This window comes from Corynebacterium glyciniphilum AJ 3170 (assembly GCF_007673095.1).
Classification (GTDB): Bacteria; Actinomycetota; Actinomycetes; order Mycobacteriales; family Mycobacteriaceae; genus Corynebacterium.
Map to the genome: position 1 here is coordinate 1 of NZ_VDYZ01000026.1, position 16,192 is coordinate 16,192.

Genomic DNA, 16,192 nt, shown 5'->3' on the forward strand with positions numbered 1-16,192 from the left:
CTTGTCGAACTGGATCTGACCGTCGGCATCGTACAGATTGAGCAGCGCATTGAGCTGGTGGTAGTCCAACTGATCGGCCTGCTGGACCGGCTCTGCGACGGTCTTCCCGAGATCGGTGGTCATGGCTCTCCCCGTTGTGAAAAAGATGGTGTGTCTGTCTGTGTCTGTCTGTGTCTGTCTATGTCTACTGGAGTCGGCGGCCTATGTCATGCGACAGCCTCCCAGCGACCGTCCTGCCGGAGCGAGTCCTCGAACCCGGACAGTCCTTCACTGACCCGGGCGACATCCGTCGGCGTCCCCATCAGTTCGAACCGGTAGAGATAAGGGACACCGCACTTCGCGGCGATGACCTCACCTGCCCTGCAGAAGTCCTCACCGAAGTTCAGGTTGCCCGACGCGATCACGCCCCGGAGCAGGGACCGGTTGGACGGGTCGTTGAGGAAGCGGATGACCTGCTTCGGGACAGGACGCGAGTTGTCGCCGGTGATCGACGCTCCCCCGCCGTATGTCGGGCAGATCAGGACGAAAGGCTCGTCCACCGTCAGGTCAGGTTCCGTGCGCCGGAGCGGAATCCGGGCGGCAGGCAGGCCCAGCTTGCGGACGAAACGGTCGGTGTTCCGCGTGGTGGAGGAAAAATAGACGATGAGCATGGGTGACTGTCCTTTCTATTTCTCTCTACTTCTCGGCGAACCGAGCGGGAATGTACTTCAGGAAGGACGGGACCACCGCTACAGCGACGATGGTACCGACAACAACGAGGACGCCGCCGACGAGCGTCGCGGTCCCCGCGGTGAACAGGGAGCCCGCCCAGCCGTGCAACATGTCGGCCAACCGCGGCCCGCCGGCGACCACGATCAGGAACACGCCCTGAAGACGCCCCCGCATCCGGTCGTCCGCCGCCTCCTGGAGCATCGCTGAGCGTTGCACTGAGGAGAACATGTCGGCGACACCGCCGATGACGAAAGCCACGACCGCGACCCAGGCCCACAGTCCGGCGCGGCCGTCGGCGAGATTGACGGCGAGCCCCATGACGATGATCGCGACGCCCCAGCAGAGCACGGACACCACGATGCCCACTCCCTGACGGCGAAGCCGTGTCACCGCACCGGAGAAGACCCCGCCGAGCACGGCCCCCAGAGGGACGGCGGCGAAGAGCAGCGCGTAGAAGAGCCCTCCGTCCCCGGTCTCACCGAAGTCCACGGTGGAGATCTGGGGGATCAACGCCCTCGGCATGCCGAAAACCATGGCGATGAGATCGATGACGAAGCTCATCAACAGGATCGGCATGGCCGCCAGGTAGATGAAGCCCTCGGCGATACTGCGGAATCCGGGGGTGCGTCGACGGGGCGCCGTCGAATCCCCGAGGTCCGGGGGCAGCGCCGGAAGCTTCGCCACCGCCCACAACGTCGCCGCCAGACAGAACGCGTCGAGCAGGTAGAGCAGGGCGAACCCGGTCACCGGGATCAGCAGTCCACCGAGGATAGGGCCGACGATGGCCCCGGCCTGCTGGACCGTCATGTTCAGCGACACGGCCGCGGCGATGGACCCGTCCGGGACGATACGTGCGGTGATCGCGGTGCGCGTCGGCTGGTTGACGGCGAAGAACGCCTGCTGGAGAGCGAAGATGCTCAACAGCAGCCAGACGTTGTCGACACCGGAGGCCGCCTGCGCCCAGAATGCGACGGCGGTGACGATCAGCCCGATCGTGGTGATCATCAGCAGGCGACGTCGGTCCATCATGTCCGCCAGTGCGCCACCGTAGAGACCGAAGATGATCAGCGGCACCAGGCCGAAGGCACCGGCCAGTCCCACATAACCGGAGCTGCCGGTGATCGAGTAGATCTGTGCGGGAACGACGATGACATTGAGCTGGGCACCGATCACCGTGATGATGTTGGCGGTCCACAACCGGCGGAAATGTGGTGACTGCAGCGGTGTGGTGTCGGCCAGGATCGACCGGAAAACCGTCCTGCCCGAACGGCGTGCAGAGCGCGAAGCCATGAAAACACCACTCCAGGGGTTCGTTAACGATCAGACATAAAAAGAGGGAAGGACGCTGCGCATTGCAGCTCCCTTCCCGGTGGTGTTCCTGCCCCTCGGGGCCCGGATCAGGCCGCTGCGGCGTCCAGCGCCTTGATGCGGTCGGGACGGAAGCCCGACCAGTGGGCGTCCTCGGTGACCACGACCGGGGCCTGCAGGTGGCCGAGGGCCATGACGTAGTCACGGGCCTCGTCATCGAGGCTGATGTCGACCATCTCGTAGTCAAGCCCGGCCTTGTCGAGAGCCCTCTTGGTGGCGGTGCACTGGACGCAGGCGGGCTTGGTGTAGACGGTGATCATCGAGGCACTCCCTGGAAAATAACGGTGGACTGTTCTGCGGTGAGGGGCCCGGCTCAGCGGGGCCACCGGGAAGCCCGGTGCCACGCCCCTGCCGGGCTGATGACGACGACACTACACCGGGATCAGAGCGGGGCACAACCCAATCTTCCACGAGATATTGGGGTGATTACAGTGATGAAATACAATATGTGGTAGTTACAAGTCGAGTATTCGCAGGTGGCCGAGCGGTGTCGACACTACATGTTGGGCCGAAAAATCACGGTTGTAATTCCATCCATGTCCGTCCACGGGTGTCCCCCTCCCCGCATACGAAGAACCCCTCCCGACAGCCCTGCGAGGGACAGTTGGGAGGGGTTCAACGACGGAACCGCGGGTCTAGCCCTGGCGAGCCTTGAAACGCGGATCCTTCTTGTTGATCACGAAGACCTTGCCGTGGCGGCGGACAACCTGGGCGCCCGGCTTGTTCTTCAGCGACCGAAGGGACTTACGGACCTTCATCGGGCGCTCCTTTCTCGTCGTGCGCCCCGGGCTGCTCACACAGAACCTCGGCGCGGTGTTGATCGTGATTGATCGGAATTGATCAGGCTTCCCGGACCGAAGAGAGCTGTCCGGAGAAACAACGTGCGAGCCCGGCGGGCCGGGTCGCGACACAGCACGACAGTTTAGCCGCAGACAGTGCCTCAACCAAACCGGTGCAGTGAGCGTGCGGCATCAGAACACGAACTGCTGCAGAATGAGTGCCGCGAAGCCGAGGTACCAGACCAGCACGACCGCCGTCGGCATCCCGACTGCCGCCAGACCAGATGTCGGCTCGTCCCCACGGTCCAGACTCCGGGAACGCGCGACACGAACGACCGTCGACACGAACAGCGGAAGCACCACGGCCCACACCACCATGCAGTACGGGCACAGCGCCTCGATCTCGTAGACAGCCTCATAGGCGAGCCAGTGCACGAAACAGACGGCGAAAATCAGCCCGACGAGGAAGCCGTACCAGAACCACGCACGAAACCGCGCCCCAGCCAGCAACGCCATGCCGATGGTCAGCACGACAGCGAAGCCGACGAGCCCGATGAAAGGGTTGGGGATCCCGAATGCGGAGGCCTGACTGGAGTTCATGACGTCGGTACAGGAGACGACGTCATTCAGTGTGCAGGCCGGCGTGAACCCGGCGTCCTGGAGAAGCTTGATCTTGTCGTAGAGAATCAGACCGGACATGAACAGTCCGATGACACCGAACAGGACCAGTCCCGCAGAATAAAGCTTCGACGCACCCCAGAGGCCCGGGGCGCGCGTCTCGGGACGCGTCTCTACTGCTGCACTCACTGGATCTCCCATCAGGTCCGGAGCGGACACGGTGACCGCCATGGCTGTACCTGCAATTCTCGCACATACGGTCACCGGAACCACAACATCTGTAACCCACCTCTCACCGCATTCACCTGCTGGTTTGCACCGCCAGAGAGAGCTGGGGTACGTTATATCTCGTCCGCAGCGAGGAAGTCACCTTCTTCACTACAGCGAACGGGGCTATGGCGCAGCTGGTAGCGCACCACACTGGCAGTGTGGGGGTCAGGGGTTCGAGTCCCCTTAGCTCCACCACAGAGGTCCGGCCCTCGTTCTCCCTGGGGAGAGCGAGGGCCGGACCTCTTTCCGTATGTGCAGGCGTGGGTCGGGGAGCCATCACCACCACCTGAGACGACCGTCCCTGGTTGGTCTCCTGGCCAGAAACCACCCCCAGGGTTCTGTCCCACAGCAGTCAGCACACCGACGGTCGAGCCGGAACAGCGCGACGCCCCCGCCATCGCCGTGGAGAGAAGACAGCGATGTGCGGGGGCGTCCCGTCGCCCGGTTACTCGGGCCTACTCAGCCTCAGACGACTCAGTCTCCGTCGCGGACTCCTGCGGAGCGTCGCCGGCCTCGCCGCCGATGACATCCGGCACCCAGTCCTTCAGCTTCGACGGGTCCTCAGGATCGCGTTCGACGGTGAGGTACTCACCGTCGACGTACAGCGCCGGCGTTCCTGCCTGGTCTCCCATGAGCTCCCGCAAGCGATCGCCGTTAGCCTGAAGGTTCGGCTGGTACTGGTCCATCACCGACTCATCGCGGATCGAATCCACGACCTCACTGTCCACACCGAGCTGCTCTGCTGCATCGGCAAGCTCGTCGAAACGCCAGTCCCGCGCGACCTCGGCCTGGTCACCGAACGCCTTCTCGTGGAACGCCCAGAACGCCCCGGCGTCGCCGGTCTCGGCGATGGCCAATGCCACTGCGCCGGTCCGGGACGAGGACTCATTGCCGTTGCTGTCGAGGAAGTTGACGGTGTGGAGGTTGACGTTCATGTCACCCGCGTCCAGAGCACCCTCCATGGACTCACTGTCCGCCTCGACAAGATCGGCACAGTGGGTGCAGCTGTAGTCCTCGTAGACGTCAGCCGTGGGTGCACCATCGGCGACGTCATCGGAACGAAGCTGGACCACGCCGTCCTCCACTGCGACCGAGAAAGACACATCCGCGGCACTGAGTTCGACATCGGTGCTCTTCCGGCCGTTGAAGACCATGAAACCGATGAACACCACGCAGATGACGACGAGCGCCACGATCCCCCAGAGGAAACTCCGGTTCTTGTCGTTCGGCGCCTTGATCTTCTGACTCACAAACCTCAACCTTTCACGGTGTTCTCTCTCCTCGTCCCGACGTTTTCGCAGGACGTGACCGCGTCTACCCTAGCGGTCGTCCTCGGCGTATATCCACACGGCGCCGCCCCGCAGGTCCCCATTCCCAGCAAACTGGCATGCACGGCTCTCCGGCTCACAGTGGGTGCACAGCTGAAACCTCCCCCACCCCCGGAAAGAAAAACTTCACTGTTCATTACCTCACGGAAACACCGGCAGGATATCTTTCTCTCATGCAAACAACCGACATGCTGCTCGCCTCGGGCTTCGAAGACGGCCTGAGCGCCACCGCCTCCTTCGTCTGGGGCCCCTGGCTCCTCATACCCCTGCTCTTCGCCACCGGCTTTGTCCTCACCATCCGGTTACGGGGCGTCCAGTTCCGGAAGTTGTTTCCGGCCCTACGTCTCGGTCTCCTCGACCGGGAGGATGACGGAGGTAAGGGTGACATCTCCCAGTACCAGGCTCTGACCACGGCACTGGCCGCTACCGTCGGCGTCGGCAACATCGTCGGTGTGGCGACCGCGATCTCCATCGGTGGTCCGGGCGCACTGTTCTGGATGTGGGTCACCGGCCTCCTAGGCATGGCGTCCAAGTACTCCGAGGCGTTCCTGGGCGTCCGGTTCCGTGTCACCGACGGCAAGGGAAACATGTCCGGTGGCCCCCAACGTTACCTGGAGCGGGGCATCAAGGGGCCGCTGGGGAAGTTCCTCGCGTGGTTCTTCGCCATCGCTGCAGTGATCGCCTCCTTCGGCATCGGCAACATGACCCAGGCCAATGCGGTCTCCGAGAACCTGGAGAACTCCTTCGGGATCGACCCGACGATCACCGGCATCGTCCTGTTCATCCTGATCGGCGCCGTCCTGCTCGGCGGGATCAAGGCCATCGGCCAGGTCACGTCCGGCTTCGTCCCGTTGATGATCGCGGTCTACATCATCGGCGGACTGGCGGTGCTGACCGTCAACGCGCAGAACATCCCGGAGGCCATCGGTCTGATCTTCACCGACGCCTTCTCCGGGACCGCAGCCGTCGGCGGATTCGTCGGTTCCGGAATCCTCCTCGCCCTGCAGATGGGTGCGGCACGGGGCATCTTCTCCAATGAGTCCGGCATGGGCTCCGCCGCCATTGCCGCCGCCGCTGCGAAGACCACCCACCCGGTGCGTCAGGGCCTGGTGTCCATGACCCAGACCTTCATCGACACCATCATCGTGGTGTCCTTCACCGGTCTGGTCATCATCTCCAGCGGTGTGTGGGACCAGGGCGAGGACCGCGCGGGAACCATGACCAGCGATGCCTTCGCCGCCGCACTGCCCGGTGACTGGGGCGGTTACATCGTGACCATCTCCATCGTCTTCTTCGCCTTCTCCACCATCCTGGGCTGGTCCTACTACGGAGAGCGCAGTGCGCAGCGGATCTTCGGCGACTACGCCACGGTCCCCTACCGGATCCTGTTCACCTGCGTGGTTGTCGTCGGCGCGACCATGGAACTCAACGTCGCCTGGACCTTCTCGGACCTGGCAAACGGGCTGATGGCGCTACCGAACCTGGTCGGGCTCCTCATCCTCTCGGGCCTCATCGCCCGGGAGACCAAGGCGTACCTGGACTTCGACCCGAAGCTCAAGGCCTCGGCGACCGACGTCGAGAAGTTCCTCATCGAGCAGAAGTCCCCGTGGCGCTGACCCCGTCAGCACCCGGGAGACATGCCCCCGTCAGGCGCAGCTGACCTCAAGCTCGAGGTCGGCCACGTCACCGGCGTCGGGATGGTCGTCATCGACTTCCAGCTGGCCGTTCACGCGGTAGGTGTCGCCGTCGACCTCGACGGTGGCGTCGCGCTCCTGGGCATCGGTGGACTCCCACTCCTTGCCTTCACGGTCCACACCGAGTCCGTCGACCCGCGGCTGGTCCCGGACGTCGAGATCCACCTCGACATGGTCCGTCCTGTCGTCGTTCCAGAGGTCGATCTCGAACTCGTCCGAACCGTCCTCCCTGCACTGCACCTCGGTGAACTGCGACGCGAGGTCGGTTCCGTCGAAGACCAGCGTGGCGACGCTGCCGCCGCCACCTGCGGAACTGTTCTCCGAGCTCCGGGTCTCGCTTTCCGTTGCACTGTCTGATGTGGTGTCCGACGGGGCGCCCTGCTCGGCGGTGACCGTCTCGGTGACCGTCTCCGGGGCAGCGGTGCCCGAGGCGTTGTCACCACCGTTACCGTCACTGCAGGCGGTGAGCGCACCGACGACGGCGATCCCCAGTGCTGCGGCGGCGGTACGTCGGCGGGTAGTGCGGATGTTCACGGCGGTTCCTTCCCTCGGCGAATGTTTCCCGTTCGATAATAGAGGAAGTTCAGGTTTCACCGCCGCCGCGTCAGCGCGGGGCGCTATCCTCTGGGAAACCGTCTCCTACCCCGAGGACACCCATGACCGCCGGACTGAACGTCGCCCTCACCCCGCTCCGGTTCCTGGACCGCAGCGCCACGATCTACCCGGACCGGACCGCATGTGTCGACGGCCCCCGTCGCATCTCCTTCGCCGAGATGCGCGCGGACGCACTCCGCCTCGCCCGCGCCCTCCTCCGCCGCGGGCTGCGCCCCGGAGGACGGGTCGGCATGCTCGCGGCGAACAGTTACGAGGCCCTCCTCGCGCAGTTCGCCGTCCCCCTGGCCGGGGGTGTGCTGGTCCCGATCAACACCCGCCTGGCGCCGGCGGAAGTCCGCTACATCTGCGATCACGCCGGGATCGGCACGCTGTTCGGGGAACAGGATCTCATCCTCGCCTGTCGTCGGACCCTGGGCAGTGCCGGTCTGGTGGACACTTTCGTCCTCATCCACAACGAGGACGGCTCGCAACCGGAACCCCGTTTCCCGGATTCCGGGGTGGTCACCACCTTCGACGCCTATCTCGCCGAGGGAGAGGGACGTGCGGAGGACGATGTCCCGCTGACCTTCACCGTCGATGACGAGGACGCCGCCATCGCCATCAACTACACGTCGGGGACGACGGGGCGTCCGAAAGGCGTCGTCTACACCCATCGTGGCGCGTACCTTGCCGCGCTGGGCATGGTCATGACGCACACCTACACCCGCGACACCGTGTACCTGTGGACGCTCCCGATGTTCCACTGCTCGGGGTGGTGCACCGGGTGGGCGGCAATGGCTGCCTCCGCGACGCAGATCGCTCTGCGGGCGGTGCGCGGACCGGAGATCTGGCGCCTGATTGACGACGAAGGTGTCACAAGCCTGTGCGGTGCTCCCGCGGTTCTCGCCACGATCGTGGGCGCTGCAGAAGCACACGAGGTCAGCACGTTGTCGATCGCCACGGCCGGAGCCCCGCCGAGCCCGACGGTGATCAGTGCCTGTGAGGACCTCGGCATCGATGTCATCCACGTCTACGGGCTCACGGAGACCTACGGCCCCACCGTAGCCTGCGCCCCGCAGCCGGAATGGTCCACACTCAGTACAGCGGAGCGGGCGACGCTGAAGTCCCGCCAGGGCCTGGCGATGGTCACCAGCGAGGAGGTCCGTGTGGTCGAACAGGTCGCGAAGAACGCTCCGCAGGACGTGACGTTGGTCGATGTACCGCAGGACGGAGAGACCATGGGCGAGGTCGTGATGCGCGGCAATATCGTCATGCGCGAGTACTTCCACAACCCGGACGCGACCGCGGAGGCTTTCCTCGGTGGGTGGTTCCATTCCGGGGACCTCGCGGTGAAACACCCGGACGGTTACATCCAGGTCCTCGACCGGGCCAAGGACGTGGTGATCTCGGGTGGGGAGAACATCTCCACCATCGAGGTGGAACAGGCGATCATCAGTCACCCCTCGATTGCGGACGTCTCCGTCATCGGTGTTCCCGACGACACATGGGGTGAGGCTCTGCGCGCCTATGTCGTCGTCTCCCCCGGTGTCGAGCCGGACGCGGCCCTCGAGCAGACGGTGATCGACCACTGCCGCGGGCTGATCGCCGGCTACAAGGTACCGCGGGACTACCGGGTCATCGAGGAGCTGCCCCGGACCTCGACGGGGAAGGTCCGGAAGAACGTGCTGCGTGACGAGGCAAAGAGCGAGCACCAGGGAGAGAATCCACGCGAGGCACCACACGATCGAGAAGGATAGCGACCAGTACGACGACGGCCAGGCCCAGCGCCAGCCCCGTGGCGACGTCGTGCACGTAATGGACACCTGCCGCGACACGGCTGAAGGCTGCGGCGACGGCCAGCGGGACGGTGAACCACCCGAGCTTCGGCAGAGCGAAGGCACAGGCCACCGCGAAAGCCGCCGCAAGGGTGGAGTGGTTCGACGGCCACGCCCAACTTCCCGCCTCCGGGCAGGACAGCACGGTGGCGACGTCCCCGGCAGAGCAGGGCCGGGCCTCCTGCACGATATTCTTCGTGACCTCACTGATCAGGTATGCGGCGATGACACCCACTCCCCCGATCACCAGTCGACGCAGTACCTCATGGTCACGCACCAGTGCCCATACCGCGATGATTCCCGCTGTCGCGACGAGAGCGAGAAGGCCCGCTTCGGTGAACACCTCGACCATGCCACTGAGCGGTGACCCCGCAGTCCCCTCAGCCACGGTCCGGTACAACGTGTCCCGTGCCGGGTAGGTCGTGACAGCCGTCAGTACCAGCACAAGGATGACGGCGCCGACAATACGTGGAGCGAAAACTGATCTCGACATTGCGCTGAACGCTACCAACCTTCTCCCCCCGGATCCCCAGTCAGCGGTGGGGAGGCTGGCTCCGTATCAGTCGACCGTCCGGTTCCGCCCTGCAAGGACGCCGGCACAAAGCATCGCCAGGTCTACAACGACAAGCACGCTCAATGCAGGAGTCCACGACCCGGTGGCGTCATGCAGCGCACCGACGAGAACCGGCCCAAGCGCAGCGAGGATGTAACCGACGGACTGCGCCATTCCGGACAACGACGCGGCAGTGGTGTGGTGCCGGGCGCGCAGGCCGAACAATGAAAGGGACAGGACGATGCTGGCCCCGCCACCGATACCGGCAATGCATGCCCACACCCCGGTCAAGCCGGGTGCGACGAGAATTCCGAGTACTGCGATGAGGAGAGTCACGGGGATGATGATGCCGAGTACCCGCTGGTCGCGGAGACGGGCCAACAACGCTGAACAACAGAGGCTTCCCGCGATGCCGAACACATTGAAGAGGAACTGATGCGTACCTGCGGTGGTGCCACTGATTCCGGCGTCCTGTTCGATGGACGGGAGCCACGTGACAAGTACGTAGTAGTTCGTCGACTGGAGGCCCATGAATGCCGCGACCTGCCAGGCCAGTGCCCGACGCCACACCGGAGCCGTCCCGGCAGCGACCGGAGGTGCCGGGACGGCGGCCGTCGGTGAGGATTTCCGCAGTTGTGGAAGGACGACGCCCATGGCTATGAGAGCGAGGCCTGCCCACATTGCCAGGGGCAGTCGCCACCCCAGTGCTGTGAGACCGGCCACCGGCACCGCCACTCCGGCGGCGACGGCCGCAAAGCCCGACTGCACGGCTGAGTAAGCACCGGTGACCTGTCCGATCTTCGTGGGAAAGTCCCGTTTCACCAGTGCAGGAAGAACGACGTTGAGGACGGCGATAGCGACGCCGACGAGTGTCGTCCCGATCCAGAGTAGAGCGATCGGCGGAGTGGAACGCACCACGAGGCCGACGGCAAGCCCGGCCAGCGCGATGACGATGATGCGTTCCAACCCGAACCGGTGGGCAACCCGAGGCACCAGTGGGGACACCACAGCGAATGCCAACAGGGGGAGGCTGACAAGGAAGGAGGCCGCAGACGAGGAGATACCGAGGTCATCCTCGATTCCTGTGAGGACAGGTCCGACTGTGGTGATCGCCGCGCGCAGATTACCGGCGACAAGCAGGATACCGACGACCACCAAAGCAACAGGGACACCGGAACCAAGCCGGTTGATCCCGCTTCGCTCCGTGGAACTGGAAGATGTATCTGTCATGACTATCGACCTTCCCCTGTGCCGTCTAGCTCCTGACGCGACGTGGTGTACTGCTGGACCTTGAACACCGCCTGCTCTGCGGCTGCTGCCGCCTCCTCCGGATCATGGTCGGCAACCGCACGGACGATGGCGGCATGCTCGGCATCGATGTCGGCAATTGCACCCGATCGCTCGGCGAAATCGATCTCTGCCGGAGTGAAATGCATGAGCGCCTGTTCGTTACCTCCCACTCCGCGGTAGAGCTCCGCCAGGAGGGCGTTACCGGACGCTTCCATGAGCAGACGGTGAAATGCGATGTCGGTGGCAGCGTAGGAATCTTCGTCGGAAGCGTCCGAGCGTGCGAGGAGAGCTGTCTCCAACGCCTCGACCTGGGAGTCGGTGGCACGCAGAGCTGCATAACGGGCCCCCTCGCGTTCAAGGATGGCCCGGACCTCCGCCACATCCTGTTCCCGGTCCCGGTCGATGTGACGGGCGAGCGTGGGCGCAAGGTCACTGGTCGCGGTAACGAATGTGCCGTAGCCAGCTCGGGCTCCGAGCATTCCTGCGTGCACCAGCGCCCGCAGCGCCTCACGGACGCTGTTGCGGCTGACGCCCATTTCCTCGGCGAGTTCGTTCTCTGTCGGGATCAGTGTGCCGACCGGGAACTCGCCGGCCGCGATCCGGTCGCGGAGCTGGTCGGCAACCCGTTCAGACAGGGTACGTTGCGGATCGATTCTAGGCATAGAGGGCAGCCTAACAGGAAATAGCCAAATGTCCTACATTTACTTCCTGTCGGCGTCACTCACCGGAACGGATTCGACCCTGGACTCAGAAGTGACGTTTCAGGAACCCGTAGGCGGGGTTAACTCCGCCATTCCCGCCGTAGCTGGAGACGTGGGCGTACTGCCCGGGTGCAAGCCCGAACGGGACTTCGGCGACCATGCTCCGGTTGTCCACCCCGCGGATGCCAGAACTCCCGTTCAACCCCTGGTCAAGGGCAGTCATCTGGGTGATCGCCTCGGCACGGCCGCGCGTGTTCTTCGTGCGCTCGTCAGAGTTGCAGATGTAGTCACGGTCGTCACAGATGTCCATGACCCGATCAGCGGTCTCTCCGTAGCCGCCGGGAAGGGCACCGAAGACCCCTTCCCCACCACGGGCGCTGCCGCCCTCCACCGAACCTGCGCCACGGTTGGGGCTGGAGATCACCGCTGCGGAGCCGAACTTCTCCGCAGCGATCGGGCCACGTCCGTGCCCGATGTCCGCAGCCACCCGGGACGCCACGTCCGCGCCGAGAGAGTAACCCGCCAGGCTGATCGTCGACGAAGGGCACTGGGCCGCCGTACCTGCGATCAACTGACGGGTCTTGGCGATGCCGTCCGCCTGGATCTGCGTGTACGCCGTCGAGACGAACGGGACGGCGTTGTAGGCAACCGTCCGGGTCGTGGATGTCCCGAACGTCTCGAGCATCGCCCCGAGATCCGAGGTGTAGGCACCCACGGGCAGATTGTCGGGCATTCCGGGCGCTGACTGGCCGCCACCTGGCACGATCACGACGATGTCCGGCTCACACCGTGGGATGGCCGGAGTCGCCACGACACCGGTGGAGAACCCGATCGCGGAAGCCACCGGCGCACTGACGACAGCGACGGCGAGAGCAGCAGCTGCAGCACCGACAGCCGAACGGATTCCGCGACGGCGGTGGGAGAGATTGAGACGCACGGACACTCCTGGAGAAAGGAAGACAGGCAGAAGACCACTACCGAAAGACAACCACTGGATTATAGACAATCCCCCGGTGGCACGGAGCACAACCGGGGGACTACCTATCGTGGCGGAGCCACTCTCATACGCCTACCTGTTTGGATTTGCCTTGTGCGAACTGACGCGGAAGATCACGGCGAACACCACGGCCGCGACCACTGCGACACCTGCACCCACTGCCGACAGCGTCGATGCTGTCGACCCGGCTGAAGCATCTACGGCAACCATTGCCTCATACAGTTGCCCGAGGCTGAAGACGACTGCCGCTACGAACACCGCACCGGCAAGTACAACTCCACGTCCGAAGCGTGTAGCGAGGTCGGCACTACCCGTCATATTACGGGAGAGCCAGTCAGCCGCCTTTGGCTGGACGGCGGCGACCGCCGGGGTCTCAATGTCGTAATCCACGCGGATGTCTGTGTTATGCGCGTATGCCTTGACGGTCATGCCGTGTCCTCCTTCGCCTCTGTCCTGAGGTCGTATCGATGCACACACGACGAAGTGCGCGTGCGCTTTTCCTCGAACGACTGTAGTGCCCCTATCCACTGCGACCAAGGAAATGTAAGACAATGTGACTAACGTCGCCCGACCCCCATCCCGCAGGTCACATCACCCGACACCTCTCAAGCATCCCGCAACTCCGCCTGCAGCGGCATGGCAAACTGTTTTACGATACGACATGTATTGTCTTACAATCTTAGTGAGACCTGCATCACCCTTCACTGAAAGGACGCCTCACATGGCTGACCCTGCGACCCACACCGGCACCACCACAGCACTACCCGCCTTCTCCAAGATTCTCGTCGCCAACCGCGGCGAAATCGCCGTGCGGGCCTTCCGCGCCGCCTTCGAAACCGGCGCATCCACCGTCGCGGTCTACCCACGCGAAGACCGCAACTCCTTCCACCGCTCGTTCGCCTCCGAAGCCGTACGCATCGGCGCGCAAGGCTCCCCAGTCAAGGCCTACCTCGACATCGACGAAATCATCCGCGCCGCGGTACAAACCGGCGCCGACGCGATCTACCCCGGCTACGGCTTCCTGTCCGAAAACGCGCACCTGGCCCGACGCTGCGCCGACAACAACATCACCTTCATCGGCCCCGACCCGGACACCCTGGACCTCACCGGCGACAAAGCCGCCGCCGTCGACGCCGCCAAAAAAGCCGGCCTGCCCATCCTGGATGACTCACCGCCCAGCGCCGACATCGAACAACTCGTCTCCTACGCCGACGGGCGCACCTACCCCCTGTTCGTCAAAGCCGTCGCCGGCGGCGGCGGCCGCGGCATGCGCTTTGTCGCCACCGCCGACGAACTGGCCGACCGGGCTGCTGAAGCCTCCCGCGAAGCCGAAGCCGCCTTCGGCGACCCGAGGGTCTACATCGAACGTGCGGTGATCAACCCCCAGCACATCGAAGTCCAGATCCTCGGCGACGGCGCCGGCAACGTCATCCACCTCTACGAGCGTGACTGCTCCCTGCAACGCCGCCACCAGAAAGTCGTGGAGATCGCCCCCGCCCAGCACCTCGACCCCGAGTTGCGCGAGACGATCTGCGCCGACGCGGTCCGTTTCTGCGAATCCATCAACTACCGCGGCGCCGGCACCGTCGAATTCCTCGTCGACGAGGACGGCAACCACGTCTTCATCGAGATGAACCCGCGCATCCAGGTCGAGCACACCGTCACCGAGGAGGTCACCCAGATCGACCTGGTCAAATCCCAGATGCACCTCGCCGCCGGCGCGACCCTGGATGATCTGGGCCTGCGCCAGGACACCATCGTCACCCGCGGTGCGGCACTGCAGTGCCGTATCACCACCGAGGACCCCTCCAACGGTTTTCGGCCCGACACCGGTACGATCACCGCCTACCGCTCCCCGGGCGGGGCGGGGGTCCGCCTCGACGGGGCCGCCTCACTGGGCGGGGAGATCACCGCCCACTTCGACTCCATGCTGGTGAAAATGACCTGCCGTGGCGCCGACTTCGCCCAGGCCGTCACCCGGGCCGAACGCGCCCTGGCCGAGTTCACCGTCTCCGGGGTCGCCACCAACATCGGCTTTCTGCGTGCGATGCTGCGCGAGGACGACTTCCGCCACCACCGCATCGCCACCTCGTTTATCACCGACCACCCGCACCTGCTCACCGCCCCACCGGCCGACGACGAACCCGGCCGGATCCTGGACTACCTGGCTGATGTCACCGTCAACAAGCCCAACGGGACCCGTCCCACCGACGTGGTCCCCCACCGCAAGCTGCCCGACGCCGTGCCGGACAAGGACGCCCGCCACACCGGCGACAACACCGACGACACCGCCCTGCCCCGCGGCAACCGCGACCGGCTGCTGCAGCTCGGCCCCGCCGAATTCGCCCGCCAACTGCGCACCCAGTCCGCCCTCGGTGTCACCGACACCACCTTCCGCGACGCCCACCAGTCCCTGCTGGCCACCCGCGTGCGCACCAACCCACTGGTCGACGCCGCCGAGGCTGTGGCCCACCTGACCCCCGAACTGCTCAGTGTCGAGGCCTGGGGCGGGGCGACCTACGATGTCGCCCTGCAGTTCCTCCACGAAGACCCGTGGGACCGCCTCGACCAGCTGCGTACCGCGATGCCGAACACCACCATCCAGATGCTGCTGCGCGGACGCAACACCGTCGGCTACACCCCCTACCCCGACATCGTCGCACAGAAGTTCGTCGCCGAAGCCGCCGCCAGCGGAGTGGACATCTTCCGCATCTTCGACGCCCTCAACGACACCACCCAGATGCGCACCGCCATCGACGCCGTACTGGACACAGGCACCGCCGTCGTCGAAGTCGCGATGGCCTACTCCGGGGACCTGTCCAACCCGGGCGAGACGCTCTACACCCTGGACTACTACCTACGGTTGGCCGAACAGATCGTGAACTCCGGTGCCCACATCCTGGCGATCAAGGACATGGCCGGACTACTACGCCCCGCCGCGGCCACCAGGCTGGTCACCGCACTACGGGAAAACTTCGATGTGCCGGTGCACCTGCACACCCACGACACCGCCGGTGGTCAGCTGGCGACCTACCTCGCCGCCGCCGAGGCCGGCGTCGACGCCGTCGACGGTGCCAGTGCCGCACTGGCGGGCACGACCTCGCAGCCGTCACTGTCGGGTATCGTCGCCGCCTTCGCGAACACCGACCGGGACACCGGCATCAGCCTGGATGCGGTGAACTCGATGGAGCCCTACTGGGAGGCCGTGCGCGCGGTGTACGCCCCGTTCGAGTCCGGGCTGACCGGCCCGACCGGGCGGGTGTACACCCATGAGATCCCCGGCGGACAATTGTCCAACCTGCGTACCCAGGCCACCGCGCTGGGGTTGGGGGACCGGTTCGAGCTGATCGAAAACGCCTACGCCGGGGTCAACGAACTACTCGGCCGGCCCACCAAGGTCACCCCGTCCTCCAAGGTCGTCGGTGACCTCGCGCTGCACCTCGTCGGTGCCGGT

Annotated in this window: 14 protein-coding genes, 1 tRNA gene and 1 pseudogene; 4 read left to right on the top strand and 12 right to left on the bottom strand. The window is 64.9% G+C overall.

Annotation, left to right across the window (positions count from 1 at the left end; translation table 11 throughout):
* Positions 1-206: 206 nt before the first annotated feature.
* From nrdI to FS507_RS15870, 5 genes are all read right to left on the bottom strand, one after another.
* A complete protein-coding gene (gene nrdI / locus FS507_RS15850) occupies positions 207-650 on the bottom strand; it encodes a class Ib ribonucleoside-diphosphate reductase assembly flavoprotein NrdI (RefSeq protein ID WP_145943741.1) in 444 nt (147 codons plus the stop codon).
* A 25-nt stretch (positions 651-675) separates the two neighbouring features.
* Positions 676-2,001, bottom strand: a complete 1,326-nt coding sequence (locus tag FS507_RS15855; RefSeq protein WP_145943742.1) for an MFS transporter — start codon at positions 1,999-2,001, stop codon at positions 676-678.
* Between the two features lie 107 nt (positions 2,002-2,108).
* Complete coding sequence (gene nrdH, locus FS507_RS15860; protein WP_038549888.1) at positions 2,109-2,339, bottom strand: glutaredoxin-like protein NrdH; 231 nt, start codon at positions 2,337-2,339, stop codon at positions 2,109-2,111.
* Positions 2,340-2,714: 375 nt separating this feature from the next.
* On the bottom strand, positions 2,715-2,837 hold the full coding sequence (ykgO, locus tag FS507_RS15865; protein WP_012732041.1) for a type B 50S ribosomal protein L36: 123 nt from the start codon (positions 2,835-2,837) through the stop codon (positions 2,715-2,717).
* A 213-nt stretch (positions 2,838-3,050) separates the two neighbouring features.
* Positions 3,051-3,665: a vitamin K epoxide reductase family protein gene (locus FS507_RS15870; RefSeq protein ID WP_260853572.1), complete on the bottom strand. Its 615-nt coding sequence runs from the start codon at positions 3,663-3,665 to the stop codon at positions 3,051-3,053.
* Between the two features lie 200 nt (positions 3,666-3,865).
* Here FS507_RS15870 and FS507_RS15875 point away from each other — a divergent pair.
* Positions 3,866-3,941 (top strand) — tRNA-Ala (locus FS507_RS15875).
* A gap of 260 nt (positions 3,942-4,201) precedes the next feature.
* Here the strand turns inward: FS507_RS15875 and FS507_RS15880 are convergent.
* Positions 4,202-4,996 (bottom strand): DsbA family protein, encoded by a 795-nt coding sequence (locus tag FS507_RS15880; RefSeq protein ID WP_145943743.1) that lies wholly within the window; start codon positions 4,994-4,996, stop codon positions 4,202-4,204.
* Between the two features lie 266 nt (positions 4,997-5,262).
* Between FS507_RS15880 and FS507_RS15885 the strand changes: the two genes are divergently transcribed.
* A complete protein-coding gene (locus tag FS507_RS15885; protein ID WP_145943752.1) occupies positions 5,263-6,690 on the top strand; it encodes an alanine/glycine:cation symporter family protein in 1,428 nt (475 codons plus the stop codon).
* A gap of 30 nt (positions 6,691-6,720) precedes the next feature.
* Here the strand turns inward: FS507_RS15885 and FS507_RS15890 are convergent, their stop codons facing one another.
* Entirely contained in the window at positions 6,721-7,302 is a 582-nt protein-coding gene (locus FS507_RS15890; protein WP_186314732.1) for a lipoprotein LpqH, read from the bottom strand.
* A gap of 122 nt (positions 7,303-7,424) precedes the next feature.
* Here FS507_RS15890 and FS507_RS15895 point away from each other — a divergent pair, with 122 nt between their 5' ends.
* Positions 7,425-9,119 carry an AMP-binding protein gene (locus FS507_RS15895; RefSeq protein WP_145943745.1) on the top strand — a complete coding sequence of 565 codons (1,695 nt, stop codon included), beginning with the start codon at positions 7,425-7,427 and terminating at the stop codon, positions 9,117-9,119.
* A 52-nt stretch (positions 9,120-9,171) separates the two neighbouring features.
* Here the strand turns inward: FS507_RS15895 and FS507_RS18560 are convergent.
* From FS507_RS18560 to FS507_RS15920, 5 genes and pseudogenes are all read right to left on the bottom strand, one after another.
* Positions 9,172-9,690, bottom strand: a pseudogene (locus tag FS507_RS18560) (phosphatase PAP2 family protein); the annotation flags it as partial.
* A 66-nt stretch (positions 9,691-9,756) separates the two neighbouring features.
* Positions 9,757-10,980, bottom strand: coding sequence for a CynX/NimT family MFS transporter (locus FS507_RS15905; RefSeq protein WP_145943746.1), 1,224 nt, complete (start codon positions 10,978-10,980; stop codon positions 9,757-9,759).
* Between the two features lie 2 nt (positions 10,981-10,982).
* The gene (locus FS507_RS15910; protein WP_145943747.1) at positions 10,983-11,702 is read right to left on the bottom strand and encodes a FadR/GntR family transcriptional regulator; all 720 of its coding nucleotides are present in this window, start codon (positions 11,700-11,702) and stop codon (positions 10,983-10,985) included.
* 85 nt (positions 11,703-11,787) lie between these two features.
* Complete coding sequence (locus FS507_RS15915) at positions 11,788-12,678, bottom strand: cutinase family protein (protein WP_145943748.1); 891 nt, start codon at positions 12,676-12,678, stop codon at positions 11,788-11,790.
* A 132-nt stretch (positions 12,679-12,810) separates the two neighbouring features.
* Entirely contained in the window at positions 12,811-13,167 is a 357-nt protein-coding gene (locus FS507_RS15920) for a hypothetical protein (RefSeq protein WP_145943749.1), read from the bottom strand.
* Between the two features lie 292 nt (positions 13,168-13,459).
* On the opposite strand from FS507_RS15920, the gene FS507_RS15925 reads away from it, so the two are divergent.
* The coding region (locus FS507_RS15925) for a pyruvate carboxylase (RefSeq protein WP_145943750.1) at positions 13,460-16,192 on the top strand (2,733 nt) is incomplete at its 3' end.